We start from the raw sequence: 14,849 nt of genomic DNA, 5'->3' as shown, positions 1-14,849 counted from the left end.
GCAGAGAAGCATGAGCGGATTTATCCCATCGCTTCGCGCTGCGGTGTATTTGCCAAAAGTGATGTGCAGCCGCTGCTTAATGAAGGGGCCCGGCGTGAGGATGTCGCCGCCTCGATCTTTCAGAGCATTGTGAACCAGACCATCAGCGGTCTGGCCTGCGGGCGTCCGATCCGCGGCCGGGTGGCTTTTTTGGGCGGTCCGCTTACCTTCCTGCCTGCGCTGCGGGAGCGGTTTGCGGCGACACTGGGACTTAAGGAAGGCGAGATCCTGTTCCCGGAACGCTCCCAGTATTTTGTAGCGATTGGTTCAGCACTGTCGCAATCGGAGCCGCTTGTGCTGCCGCTTGCTGACTGGATCGCACGGATTGCTGCGGTCGATTTCAAGGCCGACCGTGCTGAGGACGCCGAGCTGCCTCCGCTGTTTGAAACGGCGGCCGACTTGGCCGACTTCCGGCTGCGCCACGGCAAAGCTTCGGTTGCCCGCGCAGAGCTAGCAGACTACAGCGGCCCGTGCTATCTCGGAATTGACGCTGGCTCCACCACAACGAAGCTGGTGATCACAGGTGCTGACGATGAAATCCTGTATACCTCTTATGGAAGCAACAAGGGGAATCCGCTGCAGTCCGTCAGTGATGCCCTGAAGGAAATCTACCGGATTTTGCCGCAGGACTGTTATATAGCCGGTTCCTATGCGACCGGTTATGGTGAAGGCTTGATTAAGGCTGCACTGCGCACAGACGGCGGAGAAGTGGAGACGGTGGCCCATTATAAGGCAGCCTCCAAGTTCATGCCGGAGGTCGATTTTATTCTCGATATCGGCGGCCAGGATATGAAGTGCATCAAAATCCGCGGAGGTGCAATTGACAGCCTGATGCTCAACGAAGCCTGCTCAGCGGGCTGCGGTTCGTTCCTGGAGAGCTTTGCCTCTGCCCTGGAGCTTGGAATTGAGGAATTCGCTAAGTCTGCGCTGGAATCGAGCAAGCCGGTTAATTTGGGGTCACGCTGTACTGTATTTATGAACTCCAAGGTGAAGCAGGTGCAGAAGGAAGGCGCCTCCCTGGCCGACCTGTCGGCAGGACTCGCCTATTCTGTCATTAAGAATGCACTGCAAAAGGTCATCAAAATCCGCAACCCTGAGGATCTGGGATGCAATATCATTGTCCAGGGCGGAACCTTCTATAATGAAGCGGTTCTGCGGGCATTTGAGCAGCTGACCGGCAGAATGGTGGTAAGACCGGATATTGCCGGGGTTATGGGAGCGTACGGCTGTGCGCTGATTGCCAAGGAGAATGCCGGCGCCGGCGGATTCAGCACACTGCTTGGTCCGGAAGAGCTGGATGCATTCACCTACGAGGTTTCCCCGGGCCGCTGCGGCCTGTGCGCCAACAATTGTGCATTGACAATCAGCCGTTTCCCTGACAAGAGCTTCCACGTCACCGGGAACCGCTGTGAGCGGGGGGCAGGGGGCAAGAAGAAGAAGAACACACTGCCTAATCTGATGCAGTATAAATATGAAAGATTCTTTGATTATGAAGGGCTTCCGGAGGAGCAGGCGGAGCGGGGAACCGTCGGGATTCCACGGACAATGAACATGTTCGAGAACTATCCGTTCTGGCATACATTCTTTACAACTTTGCGCTACCGGACTGTGCTGTCCCCCAAATCCAGCAAAAAGCTGTACGAGAGCGGCATGGACACTATTCCTTCCGAATCGATTTGCTATCCGGCGAAAATGGCCCACGGGCATGTGCAAAGTCTTGTCGGCAAGGGTGTTGATTTCATCTTTTACCCGGCGATTGTGTACGAAAAGAAAGAGGATGACGCGGCGACGAATCATTTTAACTGCCCGGTGGTCGCTTCCTATCCCGAGGTTATCCGCAACAATATGGACAGTCTGAAGGAGGGGGGAGTTCCGCTCGTCAGCCCGTTCCTGACCTTTGACGATATTGCTGCCCTGACCAAAGGGCTGAGCAAGACGTTTACAGAAATTCCGAAGGAAGAAATATTCGCAGCGGTCCAGGCGGGACTGGCCGAAGCGGAGCATGCCAAAAAGGATGTGCGTACGAAAGGCGAGGAAACGCTGGAGTTCCTGAGCACAACCGGCACGAAAGGGATTCTGCTCTGCGGTCATCCCTATCATGCCGATCCGGAGATCAACCACGGCATTGCCGATATGATCACCGGGATGGGGCTCGCTGTACTGACCGAGGATTCGGTTTGCCATCTGGACCGCAGTGAGGGCGATGTCGCGGTGGTCAACCAATGGACCTACCATGCCCGGATGTACCGTGCCGCGCGTCTGGCGGCCTCCAGAAACGATCTGGAGCTGGTTCAGCTGACCTCCTTCGGCTGCGGTATCGATGCTATTACCTGTGATGCAGTCCAGGAGATCATGGAGCGGCATAACAAGGTGTACACCTTGATCAAGATTGATGAGATCAGCAATCTTGGTGCAGCGCGTATCCGCCTCCGCTCGCTTCAGGCAGCCATGCGTGAGCGGGAGAGAAGTGATGTGCAGCCGCAGCTGCTGTATAAGACTCAGGCCAATGTTCCATTTACCAAGGAAATGAAGGAGACGTATACGATTCTGGCGCCGCAGATGTCGCCGGTGCATTTTGAATTGTTCGAACGCGTCTTCCGTGATGCCGGATACCGTCTTAAGGTGCTGGAAACCACCGGGCCGCAGGAGACAGAGGAAGGCCTCAGGTTCGTTAACAATGATGCCTGTTATCCAGCCATAGTAACCATCGGGCAGATCCTGTCGGCGCTTAAGAGCGGAGATTACGATCCGAACCGGACCGCCGTCATTATGTCACAGACGGGAGGCGGGTGCCGGGCTACCAACTATATCTCGCTGCTGCGGAAGGCGCTCAAAGACTCTGATTTGGGGCAAATCCCGGTAATCTCCCTGAATGCCTCGGGGATGGAGAATCAGCCCGGCTTCCGCATCAGCCTGAAGCTGGCCAACCGGCTGGTCGCAGCGGCCTGCTACGGCGATCTGATGATGAGGCTCCTGCACCGGTTCAGACCGTACGAGCGGATTCCGGGAAGCGCAGAACTGCTGTACCGTAAAGGCATGGAGCGCTGCAAGAGCAGCTTGTCGAACTTCTCGTTCCGTGAGTACAAACGGGTGATCCGCGGGATTGTCGCCGAGTTCAGCCGTCTGCCGGTCCACTCGGTCTTGAAGCCGAAAGTCGGTATTGTCGGCGAAATTCTGATTAAGTTCCACCCGGACGCCAACAACCGGATCATTGAGATGATCGAAGCGGAGGGCGGCGAAGCGGTAATGCCTGATTTCCTGGATTTTATCTTCTATTGCATTTATAACCCGATCTACAAGGCGGAGCAATTCGGCAAGAGCAAGAGGCTGGGATACATCAATCCGATGCTGATCTCTTATCTGGAAATTTACCGCAAGCCGGTCAAGGTAGCGCTGGAGGAAGCGGGGCTGGCTAAGAGCAGAGAAAACATTTACGGCCTGGCCGAGAAGGCAAGCCGCCTTGTCTCTGTGGGCAATCAGATGGGCGAGGGGTGGTTCCTGACCGCGGAAATGATGGATCTGCTGGACAACTGTGTGAATAATATTGTCTGCATTCAGCCGTTTGCCTGCCTGCCGAACCATATCACGGGGCGCGGAATGATTAAGGGGCTTAAGGAGCTGTATCCCGGAGCCAACATTGCTGCCATTGATTACGATGCGGGAGTCAGCGTGGTGAATCAGGCAAACCGGATTAAGCTGATGATGTCCATTGCCAGCGAACTGGTTAGCGGCACGCCTACTAAACCGGCGGCAGCCAGCCTGATACAGCCGGCGATGCTGGGGACCTTCGGAAGCGGAGTATAGTTCTTGGAGGCACATATATAAGCAAGCGGACCGGGGGTTCTCCCCGGTCCGCTTATTGTTGTTGCTATGTACGGCGGGCAAGGGTTTCAATTGAGCCGGACTTAATGCGGGAATGATGAAACGGGTCCGCGCTGCAACCGCCTGCCGGTAATCTGATAACGCATCAATGGAGATGGATGAGCTTAGCTCGGCAATTTCCCCCTCGTCCATCCCGTTGCCGGTATGGATGAAGCGGGTTTGCAATTTACTTGCATAATCCCCACTGTGAAGGAGCTGCTCCTGGCCTGAGATTAGGATGTTCATCGTGAGGTCTTCGATCCGTGCACAATGCCAAAGATGCCAGGCGATGGAGTTGTGACTGGCGGACGTCCGGACCGGATAAGCACGGAAAGTCTGCTCCAGTAAACCGCTGAGAATGGTATCCTCATAGGTTGGATGCACGGAAGGTTCCCGGCCGGAGGCATACAGCCATCTGTGCTGTTCCAGGAACAGGGCAATGGCGTTAGGATACTCTTCAGTCCTGGATAGTATCCCGGTCAATACTTTGTGATTGGCATTCCAATGTTTTCGCTGCTCAAGATTCATCCGAAGTTCCCCGCTTTTCTCTCCATGCTTCTTCCAGCTTAATTATAAATAAAATCCAAATCTGAACGTATTTGAGAAGTGACAATTTTACGGCGTTAATCCACCCTAAGCGAAGAAAGATCGTCACTATCTAAAAATGTAAGTGAAAGCAAACAGATGGTTTAATTTTCAGAAAATTTCAGCAAGTCATTGACTAAAAAATATGTAAATAGTAAAATAGTTCGTATGCGAAGTATTTATATTTTGAGCGAACGGGGCGATGAATGTGGAAGAAAAGGAAAAACAGCTGGATGATATTCTTTCTTCTTTCCGTTGCATCACTCATAATTTCCAGCAACTGTTGTGGAAAGATGCAGAAGAGCTGAATATTACATCGACCCAGCTGATGGTGCTGCGCAAACTGGCGATGCATCCCGATATTGGCATCACCGAGCTTGCCGATCTGCTTCATTTGGGGAACAGTGCAGCAAGCGGAGTAGTGGACCGGATGGTAAAGGCCGGGCTGATCACCAGACAACGCTCGGAGAGCGACAGACGTATATTTAACCTGGCAGTAACCGACAAGGGAAACGAAATAAGGGAGCTTAGCAAGCAATCCCTCAGGAAGCACCTGCAGCCCCTCACCGAAATACCTGCTGAGGATGCGCAAGAGCTGCTGCGGCTGCACGGGGAAATTCTGAAAATTTTAGTGCAAGGGAGAGAAAATAAGTAGCTATGAGTACAATAACTGCAAACGCTGGCGGTGAAGCCAAGGCCATCCGCAGAGGGCCGATTATCGCGGCGCTTCTGATCGGTGCTTTTGTCGCGCTGCTGAATCAGACGCTGATGAATGTGGCACTGCCGAAGATGATGGAGGATTTGAATATTGCCGCCAATACGGCGCAATGGCTAACGACTGGCTTTATGCTGGTGAACGGGGTGCTGATTCCGATCAGTGCCTATCTGGTAGAGAAGTTCACTACCCGCCAGCTGTTTATTACCGCAATGATATTATTTTCTATAGGTACATTAATTTGTGCAGTCGGAACGGGTTTTGAAATGATTATGGTCGGACGTGTGGTTCAGGCTGTCGGCGCCGGTATTCTGATGCCGCTGATGAACATTGTGTTCCTCCGCATCTTCCCGATCGAAGAACGCGGGAAAGCGATGGGGCTTATGGCTGTAGCGATGATTTTTGCCCCGGCTGTTGGACCGACACTATCCGGCTGGGTGGTACAGAATTATTCGTGGCGTGTGCTGTTCTACATCGTACTGCCGCTGGCCATTTTCTCCACACTGCTTGGGATGAAGGCGATGCAGAATGTCGGGAAGCTTACTTCTCCCAAGCTGGATAAGCTGGGTATTGTGTTATCGACCCTGGGGTTTGGCGGACTGCTGTACGGCTTCAGTGATGCGGGAACCGACGGCTGGGACAGCGTGGTAGTAATCTCCTGCCTGATCTTAGGGGTGGTATCGCTGATCTTGTTCGTATGGCGCGAGCTTACAACGGATAAACCGCTGCTCGAGTTCCGTATTTTCCGTTACAACATGTTTTCCCTTACTACAGTAATCAACATCATCGTTACCATGGCTATGTACGCCGGTATGATTCTGCTGCCGATTTATCTGCAGACCATCCGCGGCTTTACACCGATGGAATCTGGTCTGATGCTGCTGCCCGGGGCCATTCTGATGGGAATTATGTCTCCGATCACAGGGATTATTTTTGATAAAATCGGCGCGAGATGGCTGGCCGTTATCGGTCTGCTGATTACCACCATTACGACCTGGGAGTTCAGCCGGATTTCCGACTCCACGACTTACACGCACTTGATTCTGACGTATACGGCCCGGATGTTCGGGATGTCCATGCTGATGATGCCGATTGTGACGGCCGGACTTAACCAGCTGCCACAGCGTCTTAGCTCGCATGGTACTGCAATGTCGAATACACTGCGTACAGTAGGAGGGGCACTTGGGATGGCACTTTTTGTCAGCCTCATGACCAACCGTACGAAGAGCAACATTACGGACGCTGTAACAAGCGGTGCGGTATCACAGAGTGATAAGGCTGCAATGCTCAAGCTTACACAGGAAGCAACCATCAACGGGATCACACATGCGTTCACAGTGGCTACATGGGTGACGGTTGTGGCTCTGGTCCTGGCTCTATTCATCAAAAAAACATCGCCGCAGGCGGACTTCCTGAAGTCAGAGGAAGCAGAGCCGGCAGCGCCTAATACGGTAAAATCTCAACAAGCGCAGGCTGTAAAATAAATCATACGAAAACGGGACTTTCCGGCCGCCCTTGGGGCTGCGGGATCGTCCCGTTTTTTTATGGCTAATTTAATGGAGCTTAGGCATTACCGCCGGCGCTGCCCTGGTATGTAGCGGCGACTCTGGCCGCAATCTCACCTAGCCTAAGACGGATATGCTCCGGCTCCAGTACTTCGGCCGCGGTTCCAAACCCCAGCAGGAAACCATACAGCCAGTGATCCTCCGGATAGTAGACAGTCACGGTGTATCCCCCGTTCCTATCCGGCTGAAGCTCGCTGTAATCAAAATAGTCTTCCGCAAGATGTCTGCCTTCAGCGGAATAGTGCAGGACAACGGGTGTCGTGTCCGAGGGGGCTGACCATCCGCTGCTCCAGGGCAGCTCTTTCAAGGGGAGCTCCTGCCGGACATAGCTGCGCTTTTCCTTGATCAGCGACTTCATGCGAAGCAGCTTAAACAGCCGGAAATCCTCGCGCTCAGCACAGAATCCGTACAAGTACCATGCCCGTCCCTTGAGTACAAGCGTGTAGGGATCTACAGAACGGTGGCTTATTTTACCGTCGGCAGCTACATATTCGAAGGAAACGGCGGCCGTTTCCTCCAGAGCCTGAGCAGGGTGAGCCGCTCCTCCAGCGGCCTCTGCAGCCCCCAAGGGGAGAAATCGACAATCAGCTGGGTGGTTTTATTTCGGAAGGCAGCGGTTTGGGATGGGGGAATAACACTGCTGATTTTTTCCATAAGCAGGCTGTGCTCGCCCCCTCCGGCGGAGGATACACTTTGCAGCGCGGTGAAAATGTCGGCAAGCTCATGCTCCGTCAGCACATTGCGGTCGAGGCGGTAGCCCTCCATCAGCCCAATTCCGCCGCCAGCTCCCTGGTAAGTCACGACGGGAATGCCGGCTCCGTTAATGCTGTCAATATCACGGTAAATGGTGCGGACAGATACCTCAAACATATCGGCGAGCTCTTTAGCCTGGATCAGGGGGCGGTTCATCAGCAGAATGACGATGGAGAGCAGACGGTCTATTTTCACAGGAGGGCACCTTCTTTATCAGTGAATTTACACAAGGCAATCAACAATCATTCTATAATTTCCGCCAGTGAAAGAAAAGAAAGCATTGCCATAACTATTTAATTCGACTATTATCTAATTAGATATTTATTTAATTTTAATTGTGAGGGTTATTACAATGGTTAACGCGATTTCGTTTCCGGCTGGAAAGCGGCCGAAGGGATATTCAAGGCTGTTCGCTGCCGGACTGATTAACGGAATAGGAGACCGTTTCAGCAGTGTTGCCATGCTGGCACTGGTCCTTCAGCTGACCGGGTCAGGAATGGCGGTAGGTATTTCACTCGGGGTACGGGTGCTGCCCTATCTTTTTATGGCTCCGCTGGGGGGGATGCTGGCTACCAGGCTGCCGCGCAAAGCCATTATGATTGTGGTGGATTTGCTGCGTATCCCTGTCGCATTGTCATTTCTGCTGGTCAATGGGGAAAGCAGGCTGTGGGTGCTTTATACCGGCAGTTTCTTAATGGCTGCGGGGGAAGCGATCTATAGCCCGGTACGCAAATCGTCGATTCCTTTACTGGCCGATTCCTCTGCTCTGCTTAGAATCAACGGCCTGGAACAGCTGATGAACGGCTGTGTGCTCATTCTGGGCGCGTTTATCGGCGGTATCGTCTCGCTCTGGTTCGGTCCGGACATGGCGTTCATTGTGAATGCAGCATCCTTTTTAGTGGCGGCATTGCTGCTCTGGGGGCTTCATTTCCCTCAGCCTGACGGGAGGTCAGCTGTACAGGCAGAAGAGGAAGTGTTCCAGGAACCTGCACCGGAGGGTCAAGGAACGGCAGGGCGTTTCCAGACCCTTAAAGTTGTGGCCCGGGGCAGTCTGGCGCTGCAGATTGTGATCGGGTATGAACTGCTGGTGCCGGTTATTAACGGCTGGGACAATGTGTTGATCAGTGTATATGCTGTGCAGGAGTTTCATGCCGGGGATGCAGGTGTTGGCACTTTTTATGCGGCGCTTGGGATTGGACTCAGCCTTAGCTTTTTTGCCGGCCGGCTGCTTCAGAAGCGGCTGCTGACTATAGCGCTCACGGGTCTCCTGCTGGAAGGACTGCTGCATATGACAATCAGCGCAAGCAGTCATTTCATTCATGTCTTCTTCTTGTATATTTTGCTGTCTCTGGCGGGAGGACTCGGCAACGCCTGTCTGGACACCCTTGTCATGCGGGAGACACCGGTTCAGCTGCAGCCTGTGATTTTTGGAATGCTGTCGGCGGCGGGCGGGATACTCATGGGAATATCGATGCTGGGCGCCGGCTGGATGCTTGATTACGTAGAGCCGCGCATGCTCGGCTTCGCCGGCGGGGCGGGATTCGCAGGAATTGCGCTGCTGCTGGCTGGATACGCTGTAACGAGGAATAGGCAAAAGAAGGTATCGTATGAAAACTAAAGTTCAGGGCGTATGAAAAAAGCAGCCAGGGCGGCCTTTCCGAAAATCATTGGAAAGGGTCTGGCTGCTTTTTTCGATATTGCAAATGTAAGGCCTCAGCGGCCCTTGGAAGTCTCCTTCAGTTTGGCTTTCAGTTCAAGATCCGGTTTGCGCCGGAGCAGACGGATAGCCAGTGTGCGGCGGTAGTGGTAGATGATGATCAGCCCCGCAAGGGCCGCAAGACCGGAGATGATCCAGGGTGCATACAGCTCGAACAGGTGAAAAATGCCCATCCATTGCGGTCCGAATATTTTGCCGATGCCCAGAAACAGCAGCACCCAGAGCAGGGCTCCACCGTAGGCGTACATTGCAAACTTGCGGAAGGGCAAAGCGGTAATGCCGGCAAAATAACCGGTAAAGTGGCGGACTCCCGGGATAAAATAGCCGATGGAAATCAGAAGACTCCCGTACCGCTCGAACCAGCGCTGCGTCTTCTCCAGCTTGGCGGGAGAGAACAGAAACCATTTGCCGTAGCGCTGAATGAAGGGAAGTCCCGCTTTGAGGCCGATGAGATAGGTTATGGTCATTCCGGCAGTAGTTCCTGCGAAAGCCACAGCAACCAGCGTCGGGAAATCCAGCCTCCCGGTATAAGAAAGGAAGCCTGCAAAGGCCATTGTTGTCTCCCCCGGAAAAGGTAGGGCTACAAACTCCAGCAAAAGTCCAAAGAACAGCACATTATAGCCGTAATTGGCGAATAACTCCTGAATCCATTTCAGCATTTCCATAACCAAGTCACTCTCCAAGGGCAGCATGCCTAATTCTATTTTGAAGCTTGTCTTCATACAATCTACCAATAAGCTTGAAGCGCCAATAGAATGCTGGAGGTAGAGAAGATGAAGGTTAGCAAAAGAACACTGATCCGCCGGATGATCATCCGCGGGTTGCTTGCTATGGCAGTAATAGTAAGTGTAATATCTGTACTCTCTAAGAATAATCTTCCGGCTGCCGCGACGCAAGATTTGCCCGAGCCGGCTGTGAGTCCGGCTAAAGTATCCCCGGTTCCTGCCCAAGCTGTGACGCTGCCTTTCGTCCCGATAAGCCGCAGCACAACAGGGAATGGTGCAGCCAGAGTATCAACTGTAACCGGGAAACCTGCGGCAGCTATTGTGCCCGTGGTGCAGAAGAAGGAGCAGAAGAAAGAGCAGAAGAAGGCGCAAAAGACGGTCTACCTCACTTTTGATGACGGCCCCAGTAATGTGACGCCTGCAGTGCTGGAAACCCTGCACAAGCAGGGGGTGAAGGCAACCTTTTTTGTGCTGGGAGAACAGGCCAGGAGCCGCCCCGAGCTGATCAATGCCATCTGGGAGCAGGGGCATGCCATCGGGAATCATACCTATAATCATAATTACCATGATTTATATAGCGGATTCACGGAATTCTGGAATCAGATCAAGCAGACGGAAGAAGTGGTACGGGACATAACAGGTCTCCGGCCGCAGCTTGTCCGTGCACCGGGGGGAACCTATGGCCATTTTGATGCGACCTACTTTGAATTGCTGAAGGAAGCAGGATATACCGTCACAGATTGGACCGTGGACAGCGGGGACTCCAAGCGCAAAGGAGTGCCTGCAGCGGAGATCCTGCGTCAATCGGTAGCCTCGATGACGGCTTCCAGCATTATTCTGCTGCTCCATGACGGGGCAGGCCATTCCGAAAGCGCCAAGGCACTGCCGGAGATTATCGCAAGATACAAGGCTGCAGGATATACGTTTGATGTACTGGATGCAGGGCAGGAGCCGGTGCAGTTCAGGGTGTCTGCATCGGCTGCAGCGGCGGATCGGACTAAACCGTCCAAGGCTTGGATTGCCTCCAATATTCTGCCGAATGCCGGACTGTTTGCACCGGGCAAACCGCTGGCTCTGGAGGTGGGAATGCTGGAAGCGAAGCTTGAGCCGGGAGAATTCCGGGTCATTGAAGGGCAGTATATGGTTCCGCTCCGGGCTGTTATTGAAAGGCTGGGCGGACAGGTGAGCTGGAATGCAGCCAGCCGCAGCGGCAGTATCATCTGGAACGGACGTCATGTCAGCGCTGATGCGGTCAAGAAACGCCTGACGCTGATTTCGGACGATGGCACTACCGTGTATAGACAATCCAATGTAGTAATGATTGGTTCTTCCTTGTGGCTCCCTTTGCGCGAGTTGCTTGAGGCGACGGGACATCCGCTGCTGGAGGCCCGGGTAACGGGGGGAGAGCGCCGGGTCAAAGCGGGCTGATCGCAGGAAACCATAGTACAGAAGGAGATTTGCGGGGTTTGGGTACCCTTTTTCGTGGGAAGAATAGACAATAGTAGGCTTCTTAGTACTGTACCTCCAACGATCTCTGGAGACTTACTACGGAGCTAGTCTATGACCGCAAAGGAAGGATGTCCCCTTGTCCTATTCATCTCTAATAGAGCAGACACAAAATGAGCAGCAGCAGGGCCAGTTGTCCGCCGCCGGAAGGCTTCTTCCGCACAGCCGCAGTATGGTGTTGCAGTGGCTGCGTATGCTTGCTATCGCTGCAGTGCTTGCTGCGTTATATGCCTGGCGGGGCGGAGCCTCCCTGTTGTTCCTCCTGACAGCCAGCGGACTTTTGATGTTAGGCGGATTCCTGCTGCAGGCTTGCGGGCCGCGCAGCGTAAAGATCGTCCGCAGCATGTCTCCTGCCCGCCCGGCAGCCGGAGATGATGTGAACGTTGAGGTGCAGGTCAGCTTCTCCACCTGGCTCCCGATCCCTTGGATGATCATCACTGATTGTTGGAGCGGCGGCTGGCATCAGGAACTGCTGTTTCCGGGCTTTCGGCGCTCCTTCCATTATGTCTATAAGCTTCATGAGATGCCGCGCGGCATCCATCAGCTTCACGGCTGCAGAATGAGCTGGGGGGATCTGCCCGGACTGTTCACAGGCGGCTGCTGCCCCGAAGGAAAGGCAGGCTTCAAAGTGCTTCCGAGGCCGCTCTATATCGGCGGAAACTTGCCGGAGAGCATCCTCATGTCCGGAGATGCGCTGTCGCTGAAGCGGGGCCGGAACAGCGGTGAAGCAGCCGATATCCGTGATTATGCACCGGGTGATCCGCTCAGCCGGATCCACTGGAAGAACAGCGCCCGTAAGGGCTCGCTGCAGAGCCGGGTGCCGGAGCGGGAAGAAGGACGCATGACATGCATTGTGCTGGCCAACAGCCCGGAGAACTACGAGATTCCATATAGCGCCCTGACCCCGCGCAGCCAGCGGGGGACTGCAGCCCCAGCCTTCGAACAGGCTGTATCCACAGCAATGGGGCTGATGCTGTCGGCAGAGCGCAGCGGAGCCTATGTCCAGCTGTTCAGCGGCGGCTGGCCGGAAGGGCTGGCCAGACATGAGGGGCTTGGGAAGCTTCCCGGCAGAGTGCAGGATATGCTGACCGAAATTACGCCTAGCGGCTCGCGCAGCCTCAGCCGCCTGCTGGAGGATGCATCGAAAGGCTGGATTCCCGGGATGACAGTGGCCGTCGTTACCGGACGGCTGGATGAAGAGGCAGCCCGGACGCTTGCCCGGTTCCTTGTACAAGGGGTGAGAGTAGAGCTGTATTATGTATGGGACCAGCCAGCTCCCGCTGCGGCTGACAAGTTGCGGAATCCGGCGGTTCTAAATAATCCGGCAGTTGAATATAAGCATCATGCTGCAGGAACGATTGGGAGCAGCCTGGCCCGGCTTGGAGCCAAGATGTACTGTCTGCATCCGGTTCCGCCAGACGGGCATAAGGAGGCGGAGCTTCATGAATTTCCGGGGAGACCGACTCTGGGGTAGGCCGCTAACGGTTGCCGCGGAAATGACGGAAGCTTCGTCAGGGAGACGTAAACGAAACGGGCAGAATGTACAGGTAATGCCCGAGCATATACAGCAGACGGTTCTAGAACAACAAGCGGAGAACAGTCAGACGGGAAACGGAGGCAGCATTCCTCTGTCTTACCGTTTGTTGTTCTCTTTGGCTATTCTGGGAATGTTTATGGAGTGGCTGATGCCTTTGCACCGGTCGGTGAAAACGGCGGACACGGCGGAGCTGCTGGAGATTCTGATGCTTGCGGCAGGGGCCTTGCTTCTGTGGGGCAGCTTCCGGGTTCCCGGCGTACTGCAATTTTTAATCCAGTTTGTATTGATCACTCTGACCTGGTACTGGGCATGTGCCAGAAATGAGGGCCCCGGATGGCTGGGAGCTTACGCGGCGGGAATTCCGGAGGATACGGTTTTGTTCTTCACGGGTCAGGTATCGGAGCTAAGCGAGGACAGCAGGCTGCTTATTCTGATACTGGGCTGGGGCCTGCTGGTTGCTTCCGTGCAGCAGCTGGCGCTGTACAGGGGAAGTACGGCTCTGTTCACGATAGTAACTGTAGGTTATCTGCTTGTACTGGATATGGCATTCAGCATGAATACCACAAGCAATGTGCTGGTCACGGCAGGGCTGATCCTCTGGATGCAGGGGCTCAGCGGACTGCTGCGTCTTAAGGAGCGGACGGAGAAACGCGAGCTTCCTTATATCCGCTGGGGAGGCTGTACCCTGATCACCGCCACACTGCTGACAGCAGCAGCCTGGACAGGGGGACAGCTGTATGGCCCGCGTCCGGCGGCACCCGTTACACTGCAGACGGTGATGAAGCAATTGCAGCAATGGGGCGAAAGCCGGGTCCTAAATCAGACGAAGGAACAGCAGCCTTCAGCGGGAGCTACAGGATACGGCACAGGGGAAGGTGAGCTTGGAGCACCGCTGTCTTCCAGCAAAACGCCCGTATTTACGGCCATTACCAGCCGCCCGGTCTACTGGCGGGGAGAGAGTCTTGCCTACTATGACGGCCGCCGCTGGATTAGGGAAAGCACATTGTATGCACCGCTTAATTTAAGCGAACTTCCTTCCCGGGAGCTGTCAGCATCCGGATTCGGAGACCAAGCGATGCTGATCCAGCAGATTGAGTATGCCGTACCCTCTTCCGGTGGTCTCCCGCTGTTCAGTGCCGGAACGGTAGCGGATGTGGAGCGGGTGGAGCTGAAGGACGGGAGCGGGCTGGGTTATGTGCTGGCTAACCGGGAGAGGGACCGCTTCCGTCTGCCGAAAGTTTCCGGTTCTGCCGGTATTACAGGGTATACGGTGAAATCACTGCTGCCCGAGAGTGATCCGGCAGTACTGCGCAAGCTGGACACAGCGGACCCTCAGGCTGTAGCCAATTCATATTTGCAGCTGCCGGCAGACCTGCCCGGACGGATTGCCACACTCTCCAGACAGCTAACTGCCTCTGCCAATAACCGCTATGATGCTGTCACTGCCGTACAGGGTTATTTGCAGAACGGCTACACCTACACGCTGGAGACCCGGATTCCGCAGGCCGGTGAGGATTTCGTGGATGACTTCCTGTTCACCACGAATCAGGGCTATTGTGTCCATTTCGCATCGGCGATGACAGTGCTGCTGCGCAGCAGCGGTATCCCGGCCCGGTATGTCCAGGGCTACGGGCCGGGGACGCCTGAAGCCGGCGGCAGCGGGCAGCCGGGCTATAAGGTCACCCAGGCTGATGCCCATGCCTGGGTGGAGGTATATTTCCCCGGCGCGGGCTGGGTACCCTTCGATCCTACGCCGGGGACTGCTTTTGCCGCCCGGGAGCCGGCGGCACTCCCCGCTGCGGCGCCTGCCGCCGCGCCGCAGGAGACGTCCGCTACGCTGCGCGCG

Annotated in this window: 10 protein-coding genes and 1 pseudogene; 7 read left to right on the top strand and 4 right to left on the bottom strand. The window is 54.9% G+C overall.

The features are described from left to right. A partial coding sequence (locus AQR02_RS24475) for an acyl-CoA dehydratase activase-related protein (protein WP_054943020.1) occupies nucleotides 1-3,843 on the top strand: 3,843 nt, incomplete at its 5' end. A gap of 9 nt (nucleotides 3,844-3,852) precedes the next feature. Here AQR02_RS24475 and AQR02_RS35660 read toward each other — a convergent pair. Continuing rightward, a pseudogene (locus AQR02_RS35660) lies at nucleotides 3,853-4,428 on the bottom strand (DinB family protein); the annotation flags it as partial. A gap of 265 nt (nucleotides 4,429-4,693) precedes the next feature. On the opposite strand from AQR02_RS35660, the gene AQR02_RS24470 reads away from it, so the two are divergent. Continuing rightward, nucleotides 4,694-5,140: a MarR family winged helix-turn-helix transcriptional regulator gene (locus AQR02_RS24470; protein ID WP_209444292.1), complete on the top strand. Its 447-nt coding sequence runs from the start codon at nucleotides 4,694-4,696 to the stop codon at nucleotides 5,138-5,140. A 2-nt stretch (nucleotides 5,141-5,142) separates the two neighbouring features. Next, a complete protein-coding gene (locus tag AQR02_RS24465) occupies nucleotides 5,143-6,684 on the top strand; it encodes a DHA2 family efflux MFS transporter permease subunit (protein ID WP_054943018.1) in 1,542 nt (513 codons plus the stop codon). A 79-nt stretch (nucleotides 6,685-6,763) separates the two neighbouring features. Here the strand turns inward: AQR02_RS24465 and AQR02_RS35655 are convergent, their stop codons facing one another. Together AQR02_RS35655 and AQR02_RS35650 are read right to left on the bottom strand one after the other, a co-directional pair. Continuing rightward, entirely contained in the window at nucleotides 6,764-7,333 is a 570-nt protein-coding gene (locus AQR02_RS35655) for a helix-turn-helix transcriptional regulator (RefSeq protein WP_425340029.1), read from the bottom strand. Then, entirely contained in the window at nucleotides 7,249-7,713 is a 465-nt protein-coding gene (locus AQR02_RS35650; RefSeq protein WP_425340028.1) for a helix-turn-helix transcriptional regulator, read from the bottom strand. The genes AQR02_RS35655 and AQR02_RS35650 overlap by 85 nt, the downstream gene beginning before the upstream one ends. Nucleotides 7,714-7,870: 157 nt before the next feature. Between AQR02_RS35650 and AQR02_RS24455 the strand changes: the two genes are divergently transcribed. Then, nucleotides 7,871-9,136: an MFS transporter gene (locus tag AQR02_RS24455; protein WP_054943017.1), complete on the top strand. Its 1,266-nt coding sequence runs from the start codon at nucleotides 7,871-7,873 to the stop codon at nucleotides 9,134-9,136. Nucleotides 9,137-9,231: 95 nt separating this feature from the next. On the opposite strand, the gene AQR02_RS24450 is transcribed toward AQR02_RS24455, so the two are convergent. Next, nucleotides 9,232-9,900 carry a DedA family protein gene (locus tag AQR02_RS24450; RefSeq protein ID WP_054943016.1) on the bottom strand — a complete coding sequence of 223 codons (669 nt, stop codon included), beginning with the start codon at nucleotides 9,898-9,900 and terminating at the stop codon, nucleotides 9,232-9,234. A gap of 108 nt (nucleotides 9,901-10,008) precedes the next feature. Here AQR02_RS24450 and AQR02_RS24445 point away from each other — a divergent pair, with 108 nt between their 5' ends. From AQR02_RS24445 to AQR02_RS24435, 3 genes are all read left to right on the top strand, one after another. Continuing rightward, nucleotides 10,009-11,388, top strand: a complete 1,380-nt coding sequence (locus AQR02_RS24445) for a polysaccharide deacetylase family protein (protein WP_054943015.1) — start codon at nucleotides 10,009-10,011, stop codon at nucleotides 11,386-11,388. Nucleotides 11,389-11,545: 157 nt separating this feature from the next. Further along, nucleotides 11,546-12,940 carry a DUF58 domain-containing protein gene (locus tag AQR02_RS24440; protein ID WP_054943014.1) on the top strand — a complete coding sequence of 465 codons (1,395 nt, stop codon included), beginning with the start codon at nucleotides 11,546-11,548 and terminating at the stop codon, nucleotides 12,938-12,940. Next, a partial coding sequence (locus AQR02_RS24435; protein WP_054943013.1) for a transglutaminase-like domain-containing protein occupies nucleotides 12,909-14,849 on the top strand: 1,941 nt, incomplete at its 3' end. The genes AQR02_RS24440 and AQR02_RS24435, both read left to right, overlap by 32 nt.

Source organism: Paenibacillus ihuae (assembly GCF_001368795.1).
Classification (GTDB): domain Bacteria; phylum Bacillota; class Bacilli; order Paenibacillales; family Paenibacillaceae; genus Paenibacillus_AQ; species Paenibacillus_AQ ihuae.
The sequence above is the reverse complement of the archived record's forward strand: the minus strand, read 5'-3'. Positions and strand labels throughout refer to the sequence as shown.

Bases quoted from the DNA above. Each gene is read 5' to 3' on its own strand.
- AQR02_RS24465 (WP_054943018.1), top strand. From the start codon at position 5,143: ATGAGTACAATAACTGCAAACGCTGGCGGTGAAGCCAAGGCCATCCGC.
- AQR02_RS24455 (WP_054943017.1), top strand. From the start codon at position 7,871: ATGGTTAACGCGATTTCGTTTCCGGCTGGAAAGCGGCCGAAGGGATAT.
- AQR02_RS24450 (WP_054943016.1), bottom strand. From the start codon at position 9,900: ATGGAAATGCTGAAATGGATTCAGGAGTTATTCGCCAATTACGGCTAT.
- AQR02_RS24445 (WP_054943015.1), top strand. From the start codon at position 10,009: ATGAAGGTTAGCAAAAGAACACTGATCCGCCGGATGATCATCCGCGGG.